This window comes from Viridibacillus arvi (genome assembly GCF_001274945.1).
Lineage (GTDB): Bacteria > Bacillota > Bacilli > Bacillales_A > Planococcaceae > Viridibacillus > Viridibacillus arvi.
Map to the genome: position 1 here is coordinate 804,935 of NZ_LILB01000001.1, position 19,298 is coordinate 824,232.

A 19,298-nucleotide genomic window follows, 5' to 3' on the forward strand; every position below is an offset into this window, starting at 1 on the left:
CCTCCATCATTTCAATAAATTTTTTATATATTCGCGATCATGTTCTTTCATTAGTTTTGAAACGGCTGAATACCCTAATTGCTCTTTCAATTCTGTTATAACTGGAATAAATGTATTTGAAAGTTCTATACATCTTTCATTATTAGATGCTATATCTTTTAGACATCGCTCTGTAAAAGAATTTGTAGAGTTCTTTAGCATATTAATACCATTCAGTATATTAGCGCCGGCCATTCCTTCAAAAATATTTAAGTCAAGTTCCCCATGTTCTAATGCCGCTTGAACAACTCGATCACATCCAAGCACTTGAAAACAACTTTGAATCATCGTTTCAGGGATAACTGGATTCACTTTTCCGGGGAAAAAGGATGAACCAGCCTGAACAGATGGCAAACTGATTTCTGAAAATCCTGCTTCTGGCCCAGAAGAAAGTAATCTTAAATCCTTAGCAACTTTGATGAGAGTCGTTGCCAATAAACTTAATTGCTTGGACGTTTGAGCCAAATCATCTATATTTTGTGCTGCATCGTATAAATTGTTTCGTTTTGTTACTTTCATATTCGTTACATCTTGCAATTTCTCTATGACTACTTCTTTATATCTCTCAGAAGCTCCAACACCATTTCCAATAACTGTCGCTCCAAGATTCACTGTGAGTAATGAGTTAACTGAGTCTTTTAAAGAGTGGTGTCGTCTTTTGACAACCGATGCATAACCACTAAAAACTTCTCCTAGCTGTATTCGCATCGCATCCTGTAAACAAGTCCTAGAAATCGTTGTGACATTCATAAATTGATGTGATTTTCTTTCTAAGACGTAGTACATTTCGGTTAATTCATGATCCAATTGTTCAAAACATCGTACAATTGCCAGTCTAATTGATGTATGACATACATCCGAAGTAGATTGGGAAGCGTTTACATGATCGATTGGATGAACTGGCTTATATTCGCCTATAGTACCACCCAAGTATTCATTGGCTAAATTAGTTAACACTTCATTCACATTCATATTTGTACCAATACCGCCACCTCCATGTAGAATATCTACAATAAAGTGATCGTGATAATTCCCTTGAATCAATTGATTACAAGCATCCACTATTGCATTACTCATAGATGGCGATAAATCACCAGACTCTAAATTTGCTAATGCAGCTGCTTTTTTCACCATTGCTAACGACTCAATATATTCAGGGTAATTTTTTAATAATTGACCTGAGAAAGAAAGATTTTGAACGGTTCTCATAGTTTGAATACCGTATAAAGCATTTTTTGGAATATCAACTTTGCCGAAGTAATCTCTCTCTGTCCGCATTTCAAGCTCATTTATCTGACTGATTGAAATCCCTCCTACATTACTACTTTTACTGCTATGCAATGAAATTCATATAGCCTCTATTCTATTTGAATCCCATTGTTTTTGTTCACATTACGAACAACTAGTTCACATAGAGAACTTATTGCTATTATATGACCAGTAATTTTAACAGTCAATGGGAATTTTTTAATTTTCTTATTTTTCGATAAAAAATTATTAACTTGCTTTTTATATTTTTATTAAGTGAAATGATTGACATTCTTTTATTCTCTTAAGCTATAATAAAAATATGGAAAATAATAATTTAAAACAAACGAGTAACAAAGAGAGTTCTTCTGTACAGGCTGTCGAACGTGCATTATTAATATTAAAGTTTATAGGGGAGAGTCCTTCTCCTATTTCTGTAGGTGATTTAGCTAAACAAGTTGAGCTGAACCGTACAACGGTCTGGCGTTTGATTGGTACCCTTGAAAATCAAGGCTTTGTAGAGAAGGAACCTATTTCAAAAGGTTATCAACTTGGATATTCCCTATTTCAATTAACTTCACAAAATAATCCATATGATTCTCTTGTACGTAGAGCCCGCAAAATACTAGAAGAATTAAAAGATGAAGTTGGAGAAACTGTTTTACTAAGTGTTCCTAAGCAAGATGGGATTCTTACTATTGACCAAATAGATACCGACCATAGTGTTAGATTAGTAGACTATTCTCATACTATTTCACCATTACATTGCACATCTAACGGGAAAATTTTATTAAGTTTGCTGCCTAAAAAGGAGTTGGATATAATATTAGAGCAAACTCTTGAACCTTTTTCTAAATACACAATTACAGATCCTGAAGAACTTCGAAAAGAACTTGAGAAGACTTATACTCAAAAAATTGGAACTTCTATCGGAGAACTTGATGAAAATGAAAATGCAATTTCTGCTCCTATCTTTGACCGGAAAAAGAATTTAGTAGCTTTTATAACGTTAGGCGGACCAAGTTTCCGACTTACTAAGGACGATCTTTTACTCCTTAGCGACCGAATGTTAGAAGCTGCAAAACAAATTGAAGCCCAGTTAGATTGAGCTGCCTTATCCAAAAATAGTCATATACAAAAGAACGTTGTTAGCATTTTTCGAGAAATGCCAACAACGTTCTTTTTTTACGTAATACTCCAATCTATTGAATCAAGTATCTGTCAAACTCTTTAAAAAAGTTTGACAGATAAACAAACACCCACTTATAATTAAAGAACATTCACATAATGGACACAATGTTCATATTACGAACAACTATTGTTTTAAATGAAAACGCTTTCCTCTATAATGCGCTTCATACAGCACTTTTCACTCTACTATTAACCCTCCATGGTTAATAGTATCGATCAGGAGGAGATTCCATGGTAAATAAAAATGTAACTCGTAATGGCAGTGACAGTACACTTAAATTAAATGAAAATGTAAAACTTAATAACAGTGCCAATACCATTAAATTAGATGATGCTCCATTAAACAGATTCCATATTAAAATAGCTGGACTTACGTTTGGGGCACATTTTACAGATGGATATATACTAGGAATTATCGGATTTGCCCTTACATTAATGACACCTCAAATGGGATTATCGCCATTTTGGGTTGGTTTAATAGGAAGCTCTGCACTAATTGGTCTTTTTCTAGGCAGTTTGATTTTAGGCTGGATATCTGACTATATTGGAAGGCAAAAAATATTCGTCTTTAGTTTTACCATTATCACCATAGCCTCAGTTTTACAATTTTTCGCAGATACTCCTACAGAACTAGTTTTATGTAGAATATTGATCGGGATTGGACTTGGCGGTGATTATAGCGTAGGACATACTATGCTAGCTGAATTTTCTCCTCGTAAACATCGTGGTGTATTATTAGGTTCGTTCAGCGTAATATGGACATTTGGTTATGTAGCGGCAAACTTGATCGGTATTTTTGCCATTAATACATCTCCGGATGCATGGAAATGGATGTTAGCATCATCAGCAATACCAGCTGTAATTATTTTAATATTACGTATAGGTACACCTGAATCTCCTAGATGGTTGATTAGTAAAGGTCGAGTAGATGAAGCAAGAGAAATCGTCAAGAAACATGTTGGGCCGAATATAGTACTAGACGATGAATCACCTGTGCAAACAAATGGCAGCTTTAAAACTTTATTTAGTAAAAGTATGAGAAAACGAACTGCTTTTAATTGTATTTTCTTCGTTTGTCTCGTTATCCCCTATTTTGCAATTTACACTTTCTTGCCTAACATTCTTGAAGCAATCGGAATGAATGAAGGATACGGGACAGATTTCCTATTAAATGGACTTCTAATTGTAGGTGCTGTTTTAGGTATCTTCTTTACAGTAAAGTATTCTCGTCGAGGATTTTTGATCAGCTCTTTTATAGTACTAATAGTGACTCTTGGCCTTCTAAGTCTTTTACCTAGCAGTGCTACAGTATTAATGATTATATCTTTTGCCGTATTCACCTTAATCATGTCTGCTGTCAGTAACTTAGTTGGTGTATTTCCTGCAGAGAGCTTCCCAACAGAAATCCGCTCTTCAGGTGTTGGACTTGCAACTTCAATGAGTAGACTTGGTTCAGCAATCGGAACATTCTTACTTCCTTTGGGAATTGCAGGCATTGGCATTCAATATACGATGCTTTGTCTTACAGCAGTGCTTGTTATTGGAGCAATCGTCTCCATCGCTTGGGCACCTGAAACTAAATCACTAACACTTAGTGAAGCAAGTAATAATGGAAGAAAAAACTAACGAAAATTCTTATTAAAACAAATTTTTTATACTTACAGAGGAAAATCCTTATTCTCTTCTGTAAGTTTTTTATTGTAAAACACTCAAACAGTAATTTGAAATAACAATTGCAATTCGCAATAAAACTCATACTTAATCTCCAACTAATTTTCCTTTTAAATGCTCTCTCCGAAATCATTCGCTACAGAACTATGCTTTAAATTAATACTTATCTTCTTTAGGGATAATAAATATTAATAGGTATTAATATCCTATATAATTAAAGTGTTGTTTTTTCGACCTTTATAGGGAGGTAATTTTATGGAAGAAAACAATCAAATTATTCAAAGTGAATCAAGTACATTAAATAATGATGATACAATTTTCGATCCTATGGAGTCTGATAATCAAATAATGGGCGCTCCATCTCATAAGAAACCACATTTACAACAACAACCAGCTGTCATTGGCGACCGGTTCTAACAATACAACCGTTTGTTGCGTTTCTTCACATAGATCCATTAGGTGAGGTTTGAAAAGTTCAAGATAGTCAATGAATTAAGTCGCCCTTGCACCAAGCACTACAGGGTAAGAGCCAAGGCTGTATTGTTTTTTAAGTTATGGTTTTCAAGAACTTTAAGTATACGATGGCAAGTACTTTTATTGATATTTACACCCTTACAAATATCAGCAAGACTTATAGAAAAATATTCATATTCTGACATATCCCTATTCTTCAAATTTTTAAATTTAAAGATATTCGTGTTTTAACTGCGCTGCAATAATATTTTTCTGAATTTCGGATGTTCCTTCATAAATCTTCGTTATTCTTGCATCCCGATAGAATCGTTCAACAGGGTATTCAGCAATATAACCAATTCCTCCGTGAATCTGGACAGCTTTATCTGCTACACGATTATAAACCTCAGAACCGAGCAGTTTTACCATGGCTGCTTCCTTAATGACCTTCATCTCTTGGTCTACCATCCACGCAACTCGGTAAGTCATACTCCTCAATGCTTCTATATCAAGAGCCATATCAGCCAAATAATGTTGAATAATTTGTTGTTCAAAAATCGGTTTACCAAACTGAATTCTCGTATTTGCATGCTGTATAGACATCTCTAAAAGTTTATCGCAAGAACCCAGATTTCTTGCTGCAAGCCCCGCCCGGCCATTGGCAAGAATTTTCAAAGCGTTGACATACCCTTGGCCCTCTTGACCGAGCACATTTTCTACAGGTACTTCACAATCTTCAAAGAAAATTTCTGCGGAATGGGATCCGTGCAGACCCATTTTCTTTTCTTTTTTCCCAACTGTGAACCCGGGAAAGTCTTTCTCTACGATAAAGGAGGTAATTCCTTTTGCCCCTTTAGAAGGATCTGTTACTGCCATAACCGTAAAAATATCCGCAATGGGTGCATTGGTAATGTAATGTTTACTCCCATTTAAGATATATTTATCTCCTTTTCTTACCGCGGTAGTTTTCAGGTTCGTTGCATGTGAACCTGCACTAGGTTCAGTCAAAGCAAAAGCACCGATCATTTCCCCTCTTGCCATGGGTGGCAAATATTTCTTCTTTTGCTCACTATTTCCCATCTCTACGATTCCAACAGAACCGATCCCTGTATGGGCTCCTATGACAGTGGTATACCCATTATGAGTTCTGCCTAATTCCTCGTAAATCGCACACTTACCAACCATTCCGATTCCCACTCCGCCGTATTCTTCCGGGATACTTAATCCAAATAATCCCATTTCCATAGACATGTTCATGATCTTCTCAGGGATTTCATCCTTCTCTTCAATCTCCATAGCAAGAGGATCAACTTCGTTATCAACAAAATCTCTAATACTTTGTTTTAAAAATTCGATATCTTCAGGTAATTTAAAATCCATTAAATCCACATTCCTTCCTATTTATTATTGTGATTGTAAAATCCGCGACCTGATTTTCTTCCTAAACGTCCTGCTTTCACATATTTCACAAGAATCGGCGATGGACGGTATTTTTCTCCTAAATGGTGATACAAATATTCCATATTTCGCAAACGGCTATCCAATCCTACAAGATCCGCCAATTCAAGCGGCCCCATCGGATGATTTAAACCGAGCTTGAGGGCTTTATCGATGTCTTCGACAGATGCTACTCCTTCCATTAACATGTTCATAGCTTCATTTCCAATTAGACAATTCATTCGGCTTGTTACAAAACCTGGAAACTCATTGACTTCGATTGTTTCTTTCCCCATCTTTTCTGCCACTTGTTTTACTATTTCTACCGTAGAATCAGATGTATCCAATCCTCGAATGATCTCGATTAATTTCATACGATGTACCGGGTTAAAGAAGTGCATTGCTAGACATTGATCAGGTCTTTTGGTGGATGCCGCAATTTCAGATGGACTCATCGTTGATGTGTTTGTAGCCAAGATAGCGTGAGCTGGTACAAACTCATCTAATTGCTTGAAGATATTGATTTTCAGCTCCATAATTTCCAACGCCGCTTCGATGACCAAGTCAGTTTTACAAACGGCTTCTTGCAACTGAGTGGTATAACTTAAATTTTTCTTTGCCTCTTCTGCCTGTACGACTTCGACGTATCCTTTAGCCACGTTTTTATTTAACAGGTTTTCGATAGTGTCTCTTGCCTTTTCAGTTGCTTCTTCAGATATATCTTGTAAAGTTACTTCAAACCCTGATAATGCAGCAGTATAGGCTATTCCCCGTCCCATCGTACCGCCGCCGATCACAGCAATATGATTAATCATGCTTAAATAATCCCCTTTTCCTTAAAATTTGAAATATCTTCGCTACTATAGCCGAGGTTGGCTAACACTTCGTTTGTATTTTCACCTAATATAGGAGGTGCCTTTCGAACAGATCCTGGTGTATCCGATAACTTAAGCGGGATACCCAGCATTTTCAACATACCAATCGTTGGATGCTCCACTTCTTGAATCATTTCCCGATATTGAACCTGAGGATGTGACAAGAGTTGAGCTAAGTCATTGATCGGTCCACTTGGAACACCTGCGTGCTTTAACCTTTCAATAATTTCCGAAGAATCTTTACTCTTCGTATATTCCGTAAGAATCCCTACGAGTTCTTCTCTGTTTGCCACGCGGTTCACGTTTACTGCAAATTTTGGATGATCCTTCAAATCATGAAGATCAAGTGCATCACACATTTTTCTCCAGAGCCAATCATTTGGTACTGCAATGATGACATAACCGTCTTTAGCTTCAAACGCCTGGTAGGGAACAAGGGTCGGATGTGCAGACCCTAAACGTCTAGGAACTTTTCCTGTTGCTAATACACCTTGCCCCAAATAATTAGACAACGACACGATGGTATCCAACAAAGAAGATTCCACAAATTGGCCTTTTCCCGTCTTTTCTCTAGCCAGCAGAGCAAGGACAACCCCAAGTGATGCATAAAGGCCTGTTGCCAAATCGACGATTGAAAAGCCAACCTTAACTGGGGTCCTTCCTTCCTCACCGGTAACACTCATCAATCCTCCGAATCCTTGCATGAGCAAATCATAAGCAGGTTCATCTTTCATCGGACCTGTCCGGCCAAATCCGCTGACCGCACAATAGACCAGCCGAGGGTTGATTTCTTTGAGCACGTCATACCCTAATCCAAACTTCTCCATTGTTCCGTTTCGAAAATTTTCAATTAATACATCCGAATTCTTTACCAGCTGTTTCACAATACGTTGTCCTTCTTCCGTTTTGAGATTCAAAGTAATGCCTTTTTTATTTTTATTTAGGCTCATAAAATAAGTAGATTCTCCATTTATTTCAGGGGGAATATAACTTCGGGTTTCATCGCCAATGCCCGGCTGTTCAACCTTAATAATTTCCGCTCCCATATCAGCTAATTGCATGCTGCAAAAGGGACCTGCAAGAGTTCTCGAAAGTTCTAATACTTTTATACCTTCTAATGGACCTGCCATCCAAAACCCTCCTTGGTCTTTGTTTATGTTTCAATTAGTTCCGTATATAAATCATATACGGAACAACATTTGCAAAAAAATCAAAATTCTAATTATTCATTGTTTTTCTTTCATGAGATACTTGCAGAATTTGTTCTACAAATGTTTCATACATTTTTTCTCGGATGAATAGTACCGGAAAAATTCCATACAGTGCGTAGGCCACACCACGTGAGGCTAATCCTAGTCCAATGATGATATAAAGACAATAATCCATAATCGCAGTCATGCACGTACTATTCTCCATCTATTTATCTACTATACTTGCATATTTTCTACTATTGTGGTGATTCCTTGCCCTCCACCAATACATAGGGTAACCAAACCATATTTTTCTTCCCTTCGTTCCATTTCGTGCAATAGTTTCGTCATCAAAATGGCTCCTGTCGCCCCAAGTGGATGCCCCAAAGCAATGGCTCCGCCATTTACATTTACTTTATCCAAATCCATATTAAGTTCCTTGATAACCGCTAGAGATTGAGCTGCGAAGGCCTCATTCAATTCGATTAAACCAATTTCGTCTAAAGAGAGTCCTGCCATAGCTAAGGCTTTCTTCGTAGCCTGCACTGGGCCAATTCCCATGATTTCCGGAGAAACCCCTGAAACAGCCTGAGCAATTATTTGTGCTTTTGGTTTAAAGCCATTTTTCTTTGCGGCGTCCTCGGACATCATTAAAACGGCTGACGCCCCATCGTTTCTTCCACTACTATTTCCCGCAGTTACCGTACCATTTTCTTTAAATACAGGTATCAAATTACCCAGCTTATCTAAATTGGTTAAACGAGGGTGCTCATCTACCTCAAAAATCTTCACTTCTTTTCGTTGTTTGATTTCAAAAGGAACGATTTCTTTTCTAAAACGTCCATCCTGTATCGCTCGCTGAGCAAGTTCCTGACTGCAAAGTGCAAATTCATCCTGTTCCTCTCTAGAAATCTTATACTGTTCAGCCAAATTTTCTGCTGTATATCCCATGGTGAGATTTCCATATATTTCAATTGGTTGAGAGCGCGGTTGGCTTTCCGTATTAGGGTCGATAATCTCCCCATTCCCTGAACCGAATCCATAGCGCGCGTTTCGAATATAGTAAGGAGCTGTACTCATTGATTCGGCACCTCCAGCTATTATTACCTCAGATAATCCGGACATAATTTGTAATGCTGCATTATTGATGGCCTGAAGTCCTGAGCCGCATTGTCTGTGAACTGTATAACCTGGCACCTCAACTGGAAGTCCTGCACGTAAAAGTGCCAAACGAGCAAGATTGGGAGAATCTGTACTTTGTTTGGCCTGTCCCAGAATCACTTCATCCACTTCATTTTTTTCCAATCCTGTCCGTAACAGGATTTCCTGAATCACCTTCGCTGCAAGGTGGTCTGCCTCCACAGCCTTAAAACTGCCTCCCATTTTCCCAATTGCTGTTCTTACTGAGTCAATGATAACAACGTTTTTCATGTTTTATCCTCCTTGCCTTTGTTTTCTAAGTTTAATATTAGGCACGCCATTAGCTTGTTAATGGTTCATGACATGCTTCACAGTACCACTAGCAGAAATTGAATAAATCAAAAGCGCTAAGACTAATTCTTTTCATTCAACTGCAATTTCTACTATAGTGTCTCCAAAGTCTTGATCTAGAAGCACGTAATTTGGGCTTAACAAGGAGTAACAGGTAGAAGTGGCTTGTTAGTTATGGTACCTTCGTAACAAATCAAGTCTTCATCCGCTCCATGTTAAGCTGTATAGGAAACATTACTAAGTATCTGATTCTATTAAACCTTGAAAAGATCTTTTTTACCGATTTTCACTACGTATTGCTACAGAAACTAATTTTGTTTCAAGATAGTCTTCTAAACCATATCGGCCGCCTTCTCTTCCTAACCCGCTTTGTTTGACTCCCCCAAATGGCGCTTGAACAGCAAATGGGGCGGGATCATTTACTCCTACCATTCCATAGTCAAGCTTTTCTGAAACCCGGTGTGCTCTTGAAAGGTCATTCGTATAGAAATAAGAGGCTAAACCATACTCAGTATGATTTGCTTTTTCTACAACCTCTTCTTCAGTACTAAAACGTATTAATGGTGCTATTGGACCAAAAGTTTCTTCAAAAGTAATTTTCATCTCTCCGCTAACATCTGCTAGTACCGTTGGTAAATAAAAATGCCCATTTTCATAATCATTTTCAGTTGGCACTTTACCACCGCAAAGAATTCTAGCTCCTTTACCTGTTGCATCCGTAACATGATCGTGTGCTTTATCAACTGCCTCTTGGTTAACCATTGGACCTATTTGAGTATCTTCATTTAATCCATCGCCGACCACCATGGATGCAACTTTATTTGCAAAACGCTGTGCAAATGTTTCATAAATCGAATCATGTATGTAAATACGATTCGCACAAACGCATTGTTGACCAGTTGATGCAAACTTACTGGCAATGGTACCTTCGATGGCAAGATCAATGTCTGCATCTTCAAATACGATAAATGGAGCGTGTCCACCAAGCTCCATGGATACACGTTTTACTGTGTCAGCCGATTGACGAATGAGCTTCTTTCCGACTTCTGTTGATCCTGTAAATGAAATTTTTCGAACAGTATCACTAGCCATTAGTTCTCCAACAATATCAGAAGAATCCCCAATGACAAGGTTTACAACACCTTTTGGAAGACCGGCTTCATCAAACACTTTGAAAAGCTCTAAAGATGATAAAGGTGCCTCACGGGATGGCCGCAATACAACCGTACAACCAACAGCTAATGCAGGCCCTAATTTTCTTGCAGCCATTGATAACGGAAAATTCCATGGCGTAATTGCCCCAACAACCCCAATTGGCTGCTTTATAACAGAAATTCTTTTATTTGGTGCAGATGCAGGGATGATATCCCCATAGACACGGCGTGCCTCTTCCGCATACCATTTAAAGAAAGCAATTGTATTCCCTACTTCATAGCGGGCATTATGAATCGATTTACCCATCTCTTTCGTAATTGTCTGGGCAAGGTGTTCTTTTTTTTCTTCTAATAGATTTACTATTTTTTGTAAATATTCACTCCGCTGTTCACCAGTCAATGCAGACCATAATGGGAACGCAATTTTTGCCGATTCTATAGCTTGTTTCGTTTCTTCTATTCCTACTAAAAAAACCCGATCAACCATTTGACCATTAGCTGGGTTTTTTACTTCAAGTATTCGTTCAGTTTCTAACCATTTTCCATTAATGTACATTATTCTGCTGATTCCCCTTCTTGATATAATGGTAAAACCTGGTTATAAATTTCAATAATATCTTCTCTGACAACTTTTCTCGGATTATTTGGAATGGTCCCTTTATCCTCCATTGCATCATGAGATAAACGATCGACCATTTCCTTTGTAAATTCAATTCCTAAATAACTAAAATCTTTTGGTATATTCAATGATTGATTAAAATCATTTAGTAAGTCTACTAGTCGTTCCGCTGCTACTTTATCATTTTCAAACGTTAAAGAAGGATCAAATATTCTAGCAATGTCTGCATACTTCTTATAGTTTGAGATTAGGTTATATTTAATAACATAAGGTAACAAAATTGCATTCGCCAGACCATGTGGAACATGGTAAATAGCCGACATCGGATGTGAACAAGAGTGAACAAGCCCAACACCACCAAGACCAAAAGCCAAACCGGCTATTGTACTTGCTAAATGTACTTGTGATCTTGCTTCAAGGTTATCAGGGTGTGCATAACTTGGTGGCAAATGATCTTTGAGCATTTTAATTGCTTGTAGGGCTAGGCCATCAGTTATTGGAGTTGAACGTACAGAAGTAAAAGCCTCTAGCGCATGAACCAATGCATCAATGCCTGTAGTTGCAACTACATGGCGTGGAAGTGAAGTGGTTAACGATGGGTCAACAAATGCAATCATAGGAACCAATATTGGCGAAGCAACAACATATTTCCTACCCGCCTCATGATCAGTGACTACGGAAACATTCGTTACTTCAGATCCAGTACCAACTGTTGTAGGAATAGCAAACAACGTTGGAATTTCGTTGACAACTGGTTTTTCACCACGGCGATAATCAAGGATGTGGCCGGAATGACTAACCATTACTCCAACGGCTTTTGAGAAGTCCATCACACTTCCTCCACCAACTGCGAGAATCATGTCACATGATTCGGCCTTATATAAATCCGCCCCCTTCATTACAGTTACGGCATGAGGATTTGGCTCGACCTCTGAAAATATGATTCCATTAATCCCGTTTTCTTTTAAAAGAGATTGTATTTCATCTGGAATTCCAGCTTTAACAAGCCCTGGATCAGTGGCTATAAAAACTTTTGATTTATTGAATTCTTTTATTTTTACTGTTAAGCTTTCCCTGACACTGTTTACTCCAAAAATCACATTTGTAGGTAAAACAGAATTAAAGGTTTGCTGACTTAAATACATAATTATTCTCCTATTCCATTCGTTTATTGTTTGATAGTTAAGCAGGGATTGGGAATCAGCGGGATTCATTTTTATTCTCATGATTGCGGCACCTTTTAGGCTTAATCAAATCATAACTACCATGCAGATTTGGGTATAATTAGTTCATAACAGAAATTCATTGGATGATATAACAGTTCATTTACAGCAATCAGCTGTGTAATATATGGTGCAGTGTTTTAGAGCCGGGCTGGACTGTCCCCGGCTCCGTTAGTAGTTCTAATTTATTCCACGTTAGCCCTAGCGCGGTCGAAAATAAAGCCTTTATAACCCGCGTCTTCCAAGTTCTTTCTGTAGTTGCCCAAGCCTCCCAAGTAGAAATAGACCGCATTCTTCTTACCAGGGATGTTCGCACCGAAAATCCACGAATCAGCCTTTGGAAACAAGGTCATATCTGCGATCGAACGGCAGGTTGCAACCCAATCATTCTCGGCTTCCAACGTTGGTTCGATCGTGCTAAAGCCTTTTTCAATCATGCACTGCAAGGTATCCGAAATCCATTCAACTTGAGTTTCAATACTTGGCGGCAGGTTTGTGAAAGGACCGTTTGGACCGAGAATCATGAACAGATTTGGGAAATCGGTATTCGTCATGCCGAGATAACCAGTCGGTCCATCCGCCCACTTATCGCGCATCGTGACACCACCGCGTCCACGAATGTCGATCTTGGTATAGTTGCCATCCACCGCATCGAATCCGGTTGCGTAGATCAGTACGTCCAAATCATACTCACCATCCGTGGTGCGCACTCCTTTTGGTGTAATTTCCACGATCGGGTTCTCCTTGACATCGACGAGTGAGACATTGTCTCTGTTAAATGTATTGTAGTAGCCATTGTCACAAAGCGGACGTTTGGCATATAAACCGGTTGGTGTTAACTTGCGTGCCATTTCAGGATCCTTAACGATCTCTTGGATTTTCTTACGAATAAAATTGCAGGCAGCCTCGTTTGCCTCAGGATTTGCGGCAATGTCGCTGAAGGTACCGAACATGAAGCGGAAGCCGCCTCCTTTATTCCATGCATCCTCAAACACGCGCTCTTGTTCCTCTTTCGAAACCGAAACTGCAGACACTGTGCTCTCTTCAAAGCCGAAAGCGACGGCCGAAGACTTGACTTGTTTCCAAATTTCATCATTGTTTGCCTTTATCTCAGCAATTTCCTCTTCAGATTGAGGTCGTTTTCCAACTGGTACACTGTATTGCGGCGTACGCTGGAAAACCGTCAGATGCTTGGCCTCAGGTGCAGTGGCAATAATTACTTGAACTCCGGTTGAACCTGTACCAATAACGCCTACTCGTTTACCCTTCAGATCAACGCCTGATTTTGGCCACCTAGCAGTGTGATATTGTTCACCCTTGAAGGTCTCTCTGCCCTTAAAATTCGGTACATTCGTTGCTGAAAGAAGACCAAGACCGGTAACAACAAACTTCGCAGTGACAGTTTCTCCCTTGTCAGTGATGACCTCCCAATAGTTAGTCTCTTCATTGAAATGGGTTGCTGTAACCTTTGTGTTGAACTGATAGCTGCGCCGCAAGTCGAAACGGTCAGCAACGTGATCCAAATAGGATAGGATTTCAGGCTGTGTCATATAATTTTCCTTCCAAGTCCATTCTTGAAGCAAATCCTTGTCAAAAGAATAACGGTAGACAAAGCTTTCGGTATCAGAAAGTGCTCCCGGATAGCGGTTCCAGTACCAAGTGCCTCCAACATCATCGCCATTATCATAGGCGCGTACGTTTAGGCCTAGTTCATTGCGGAGTTTATGAACAGCGTAAAGGCCGCCGAACCCGGCCCCAACAATAACAGCATCGAAGTCTACCCCTTTTGTCTTACGATCATTACGTTGATTCATAATGGTTTCCCCCTATTACTGATTTTCAATTTGGTTTTTATTTAATCATAATCATCATGATATTTTGAAAGGTTATTCCTTATTTTTGTAGTGCCTGAAACCAAGCCGCAACCCTGCGGATTTCCTCATCCGCTTCAGGAGCGCGTCCGGCTAGGAATGGGAAAACATGCTGCATTCCATCTACAACTGACAGTGTAGCTTGTATACCAGCCTCCGTGGCACGGGCATGTAGGCGGCGCGCGTCGTCAAGCAGCATTTCAGCTCCACCCGCGGCGATGTAAAGCGGCGGATAGTCGTTGAAATCAGCGAGAAGTGGATTGGCTAATGGATCACGAACCTTCGTATTGTCATCCCCGATGAACATTGCAATCATCCCTTCAAGCAATGGGACAGAGATTAGCGCATCGGTAGCAGCGTTACTTTCCAGCGTGCCTCCGGTTAGCTCCATATCGAGCCATGGAGAGAAAGCAATGACGAAACCTGGAAGTTCAAGACCCAAGTCACGGAACTTCAATACCGATGACACGGCAAGGTTTCCTCCAGCAGAGTCGCCGATGGTGCCGATATTCTTTGCCTTAATGCCGGACGCGAGCAAGGCTTTGTAAACAGCAGCAGCATCCTCCAATTGTGCTGGGAAAGGATTCTCCGGGCTACGGTGGTAATCCAAGACCACAGAGGAAACGCCGAGTGCCTTGGCCATATGGCCAGCTAGTTTGCGGTGGCTTGTAGAAGATCCTACTGCAAAACCGCCACCGTGAGTGTAGATTAATACTTTCGATTTGTCGCACCCGATCGGATAAGCCCAGATCACATCAACGCCGCCGACAATGTCGGTCTTATACGTCACATCTTCAGGCTCTAACGTAGGTTTTTCCCATTCGTCAAAGAGACTGCGCAAGTCTACCACCGTCATGTTCGGATTAGCCTCCATACGGTCGCTCCAATCCTGGTACAGTGCCCGCAGATAATCTGCTTCCTTTGATACAATTTTGTTTTTCTGTTCCATTGATTTCATAATTGTTTCCCTCCTTAATTTTTGATGAATCACTTAATAATAAGCAATTACCGTGCCAACCTAAATTTCGAGGTATTTTCCGCATTTTTTTATGTGTTTTTTTTTAGTGTAGTAAATTTGACACAATAAATTTTAAAAATAGGGTAAATGAACTCCTATATATTCAACTATTCTCAATTTTGCTACAACTTTTCTCATTTTTGCTACATTATAGAAGTAGTTAAAATTTCAGGTTAATGCTGTTGTTTGTATGGCTTGGGAGGAGAAATGGTTCTACTTAGTCGGTATTCCTATAAGTGGCAGTTTATGCGGAGCTGAAGGTGCTACGGAAGAGCTGTCGATATAATTTTTACTATTGAAATGTTAACCGCAAAAGGCGGAAGACGTAGGGGGATTACCAAAAGCTGTTCCGATGGAGGAATAATGGCCAACTGTAAGGGGGAAAGCGGAAAAGATTTTAACGAAAGGTCCATTGGCTGTATGATTAGCCAAAATTGTTATTAATCATGGTTTAAATTCAGATATGGAAACAGTATTCATGGTTGAAAAAGCTAGAACAGGATGTTTTTGTTTGGGTCTCAAGATAAAAAAGAGGTAACATAGCTTTCCTTTATAAAAGGCATGCTCCCTTCAAAGGAATGTTTGGCACAATTGAGCAGCAAAAAGGAGGCTTTAGATGACCCCCCCTTTTTTTGTTATAAAAAGACTATAAAGAATTGCTATTTCTGTTGCTTGAGACTTTTGATATCATAACCCATTTTTTTTAATTTTCGATAAAGGGTGCTACGGCTCATGTTTAATTTTTTCGCTGCATCCGTGACGTTCATCTGAGAACGTTTTAACACTGATATAATCCAGTCTAATTCAGCCTGATTGACGGGATTTATTTTCACCGTATTAATAGGTAAAGTCAGTTGGTTATGGATATGTTTTGGTAGACTTTCAGGGGTAATGATACCGTTGACTGAAAAATTGACCGCATATTCCATCGCATTCTCCAACTCACGAATATTTCCCGGCCAAAAGTAATTTCTTAATATTCCCACAACTTCTTTAGTTATTTGGTATGGACCGTGGTGTTTCTTAATGGTAAACTTTTTCACAAAATTTTCAGCTAGTAATGGAACATCTTCTGAACGATGTCGTAATTCTGGTAATTCAATGTGAAAGACATTAAGCCGGTAATAAAGATCATTACGAAATTTTCCCGTTACTATTTCTTCAGGAAGATTTTTATTGGTCGCTGCGATGACGCGAACATCTATAGGGATACGTGTTTTGTCCCCTATTCGGATAATTTCTTGCTCCTGAATCACCCGAAGCAGTTGTACTTGTGAATCCAGAGGCATATCACCTAATTCATCCAGGAAAAGTGTTCCCTTATTCGCCAATTCAAACTTCCCTATGCTTCCTTTCGGATTAGCACCTGTAAAGGCCCCAGCCACATATCCAAAAAGTTCACTAGGAAGCAAATCCTTTGGTATAGCAGCACAATTTAAAGCAATAAAAGGATAATCAGATCTGTTGCTTGCCTGATGTATGGCGCTGGCCATTAACTCTTTCCCCGTGCCGCTGTCTCCGGTAATCAAAACATTAGAATCACTTGAGGCCGCAACTCGAGCTAATTGAATAGTGCTCTTAAATGCTTCTGATTTGCCAACTAAGCTTTGAAAAGAGTACTTTGCATAGTGTTTATGGTTAGCAGTTGAATGACTTATTCTATTCTTTTTCTCTAAAATAGAAATTAAACCTATGAATCTATCGTACCAAAGAATTTTTTTGTATATTGCCCGATATTGACTGCCATGTAGAGTTACTTCATCCTCCCATTCCTTTTTCGTGGTTAATTCATTATTTTCTACTGTACATGACATTAACGATGTTATATCATCGCCCTGAAGATCACTGTTTATCCTTAAAATTTCCCCTTTTGAGTTACATAAGATAACGATCTGATTTTTCCATTTTCTCATCGCTTCAATGTAAATGTTTTGCAGCATTTCACGTGCTTGGTAGTAATTGTGAAATAGGTTCCTTTCTATTTTATTCACGATTCCGATGGCTTTCATCATGCTAAGAGTATTGTAACTATCACTGGTTGTAGAGAGGTTTATTATTCCTAACAATTCACTTGTAAGCGGATCCAAAATAGGGGCTGATGAGCACACCCATTCATGGCAACTATGAGAAAAATGTTCGGAAGAAAAAATTTGAACAGGCTGTTTCAAAATGATTGAGGTACCAATTGCATTAGTTCCGGCCCAACGCTCTGACCACTGAGCCCCATTATTTGCATTCACTGAGTTTCCTATATGTCGAGCTAAAGGCAGAGCACCATAATGATCTATAATTATGCCATCACTGTCACAAAACATGAGTACATGTTTATCATTAGAAAGTTCTTGCCCTGCTTGTTTAAGTACTGGCTGTGCTAGATGAAAAACTTCATTTTTTCCCCTTATTTCTTTGAGCTCTTCATCCGAAATATTTTTTACTGACCCTTGAATCATCGGATTTAGATCCTTATATTGCTTACTCCGATTCCAGGATTGTAAAATTACATCTCTTACTTCAGTTAATTCCGTAGGCTGCTTCTCGATTTGTAATGGATTGTAGAAGAAGTTTTCCCATTTTTCATGATATTTTTTTCCAAGTAGAACAATATCATTTTTTGATACTGGGTTTGAAAAAGGAACAAGGGACATATTGTACTCACCTCTCAATTATTTTAATTTAGATATAAATAGCGGGAAAAATCAACAATCACACTTCGTGAGAGATTATGGAGGCATTTAGCTAAATTTGTTTCTGTAATGTGAACTGGAATCACAACAGGTAATACCTTGTTGTTAATTTTTCACAAATGACTTGATAAGGATCATAAGCATATCAAAATAGCATTTAAAATAAGCGTAAATTTCGCTTAAAGTGACATTTTGGTCACAAAACCGTAAAACCAAGTAGCCCCAAATACAAGATGAAAATTGTGTTTTCGGGGCTTTTTGTAATGTTACAGAGTATTTTGTTCTATAAATGTCTTTCCAATCAATTCCGATACGTTAGGATTTGAAACTGACTTTAAAAGCGTGCAGGTCTTTTTTCGATAAAAGCCTGAATACTTTCTCTGGCATTATCCGTTTGAAATACTTCTCCCAAACACTCCACTTCCAATCGCAACCCCTCCCGCAGCGGCAAATGCATACCTTCATCAACACATCTTTTTATTCGAGATAATGCAGTAATTGAATGCTGTGAGATTCTTGTAGCAATTTCTAACGCAACAACTAGAGCTTTTCCTTTCGGTACTACATGATTAACCAATCCAATTTGTTTCGCTTCCTCAGCAGATAACCGTTCGCCTGTAAACATCAATTCCTTTGCTTTTGAACTTCCTATCAATCTAGACAAGCGTTGGGTTCCGCCAGCGCCTGGTAAAATGCCTAATGTAATTTCAGGTAAACCAATTTGAATTTGTTCTTCCGCTATTCGAATATCGGAGGCTAATGCTAGCTCACAACCGCCCCCAAGCGCAAATCCGTTTATAGCAGCAATCACCGGTCTATCAAGGGAGTCCAGCAAATTTAGTGGCTCTTGAATACGAAGTGCAAATTCACGTACTTTATCCACTCCAACTCCAAGTAGCGGCAGAAATGATTTGATATCTCCTCCCGCCATAAAAGCTCGTTCACCTGCACCAGTAACAATTACCGCACATATGCCCGGATCACATTCAATTTGCTCAACTGTTTCTTTTAATTGGTCTGCTACAGCAATACTCAACACATTTAAAGGAGGGTTGTCAATCGTAATGATGGCTACTTTCCCCTCTTTATGCCAATAAACGAATTGGCAATTTTCCATTCTGCTCACTCCGTTTT

Annotated in this window: 16 protein-coding genes; 3 read left to right on the forward strand and 13 right to left on the reverse strand. The window is 39.0% G+C overall.

The window, feature by feature from the left end; translation table 11 throughout:
- Positions 1 to 6 precede the first annotated feature (6 nt).
- Positions 7 to 1,380, reverse strand: a complete 1,374-nt coding sequence (locus AMD00_RS03825; RefSeq protein WP_245639434.1) for a lyase family protein — start codon at positions 1,378 to 1,380, stop codon at positions 7 to 9.
- A gap of 229 nt (positions 1,381 to 1,609) precedes the next feature.
- Between AMD00_RS03825 and AMD00_RS24375 the strand changes: the two genes are divergently transcribed.
- The 3 genes from AMD00_RS24375 to AMD00_RS23110 all read left to right on the forward strand — a co-directional run bounded on the left by AMD00_RS24375 (position 1,610) and on the right by AMD00_RS23110 (position 4,566).
- On the forward strand, positions 1,610 to 2,395 hold the full coding sequence (locus AMD00_RS24375; protein WP_053415752.1) for an IclR family transcriptional regulator: 786 nt from the start codon (positions 1,610 to 1,612) through the stop codon (positions 2,393 to 2,395).
- Positions 2,396 to 2,709: 314 nt separating this feature from the next.
- Positions 2,710 to 4,104, forward strand: coding sequence for an MFS transporter (locus AMD00_RS03835; RefSeq protein ID WP_083446094.1), 1,395 nt, complete (start codon positions 2,710 to 2,712; stop codon positions 4,102 to 4,104).
- A gap of 300 nt (positions 4,105 to 4,404) precedes the next feature.
- Entirely contained in the window at positions 4,405 to 4,566 is a 162-nt protein-coding gene (locus AMD00_RS23110; RefSeq protein ID WP_157059165.1) for a hypothetical protein, read from the forward strand.
- Between the two features lie 98 nt (positions 4,567 to 4,664).
- Here the strand turns inward: AMD00_RS23110 and AMD00_RS24285 are convergent, their stop codons facing one another.
- The 12 genes from AMD00_RS24285 to AMD00_RS03890 all read right to left on the reverse strand — a co-directional run bounded on the left by AMD00_RS24285 (position 4,665) and on the right by AMD00_RS03890 (position 19,281).
- Entirely contained in the window at positions 4,665 to 4,808 is a 144-nt protein-coding gene (locus tag AMD00_RS24285; RefSeq protein WP_157059166.1) for a winged helix-turn-helix transcriptional regulator, read from the reverse strand.
- A gap of 25 nt (positions 4,809 to 4,833) precedes the next feature.
- Positions 4,834 to 5,982 carry an acyl-CoA dehydrogenase family protein gene (locus AMD00_RS03840; RefSeq protein WP_053415753.1) on the reverse strand — a complete coding sequence of 383 codons (1,149 nt, stop codon included), beginning with the start codon at positions 5,980 to 5,982 and terminating at the stop codon, positions 4,834 to 4,836.
- A 17-nt stretch (positions 5,983 to 5,999) separates the two neighbouring features.
- On the reverse strand, positions 6,000 to 6,851 hold the full coding sequence (locus tag AMD00_RS03845) for a 3-hydroxyacyl-CoA dehydrogenase (protein ID WP_157059215.1): 852 nt from the start codon (positions 6,849 to 6,851) through the stop codon (positions 6,000 to 6,002).
- Positions 6,852 to 6,856: 5 nt separating this feature from the next.
- A complete protein-coding gene (locus AMD00_RS03850; protein ID WP_053415755.1) occupies positions 6,857 to 8,044 on the reverse strand; it encodes a CaiB/BaiF CoA transferase family protein in 1,188 nt (395 codons plus the stop codon).
- Positions 8,045 to 8,132: 88 nt separating this feature from the next.
- Positions 8,133 to 8,330 carry a hypothetical protein gene (locus AMD00_RS03855; RefSeq protein WP_157059167.1) on the reverse strand — a complete coding sequence of 66 codons (198 nt, stop codon included), beginning with the start codon at positions 8,328 to 8,330 and terminating at the stop codon, positions 8,133 to 8,135.
- 11 nt (positions 8,331 to 8,341) lie between these two features.
- Positions 8,342 to 9,535, reverse strand: coding sequence for a thiolase family protein (locus AMD00_RS03860; protein WP_053415757.1), 1,194 nt, complete (start codon positions 9,533 to 9,535; stop codon positions 8,342 to 8,344).
- Positions 9,536 to 9,871: 336 nt separating this feature from the next.
- Positions 9,872 to 11,305 (reverse strand): NAD-dependent succinate-semialdehyde dehydrogenase, encoded by a 1,434-nt coding sequence (locus AMD00_RS03865; RefSeq protein ID WP_053415758.1) that lies wholly within the window; start codon positions 11,303 to 11,305, stop codon positions 9,872 to 9,874.
- A complete protein-coding gene (locus tag AMD00_RS03870) occupies positions 11,305 to 12,513 on the reverse strand; it encodes an iron-containing alcohol dehydrogenase family protein (protein WP_053415759.1) in 1,209 nt (402 codons plus the stop codon). The genes AMD00_RS03865 and AMD00_RS03870 overlap by 1 nt, the downstream gene beginning before the upstream one ends.
- Positions 12,514 to 12,776: 263 nt before the next feature.
- Positions 12,777 to 14,405 carry a flavin-containing monooxygenase gene (locus tag AMD00_RS03875; protein WP_053415760.1) on the reverse strand — a complete coding sequence of 543 codons (1,629 nt, stop codon included), beginning with the start codon at positions 14,403 to 14,405 and terminating at the stop codon, positions 12,777 to 12,779.
- A gap of 79 nt (positions 14,406 to 14,484) precedes the next feature.
- On the reverse strand, positions 14,485 to 15,420 hold the full coding sequence (locus AMD00_RS03880) for an alpha/beta hydrolase (protein WP_211258605.1): 936 nt from the start codon (positions 15,418 to 15,420) through the stop codon (positions 14,485 to 14,487).
- 719 nt (positions 15,421 to 16,139) lie between these two features.
- Entirely contained in the window at positions 16,140 to 18,125 is a 1,986-nt protein-coding gene (locus tag AMD00_RS03885) for a sigma-54-dependent Fis family transcriptional regulator (protein ID WP_053415761.1), read from the reverse strand.
- A gap of 373 nt (positions 18,126 to 18,498) precedes the next feature.
- Positions 18,499 to 19,281, reverse strand: coding sequence for an enoyl-CoA hydratase/isomerase family protein (locus AMD00_RS03890; RefSeq protein WP_053415762.1), 783 nt, complete (start codon positions 19,279 to 19,281; stop codon positions 18,499 to 18,501).
- Positions 19,282 to 19,298 lie beyond the last annotated feature (17 nt).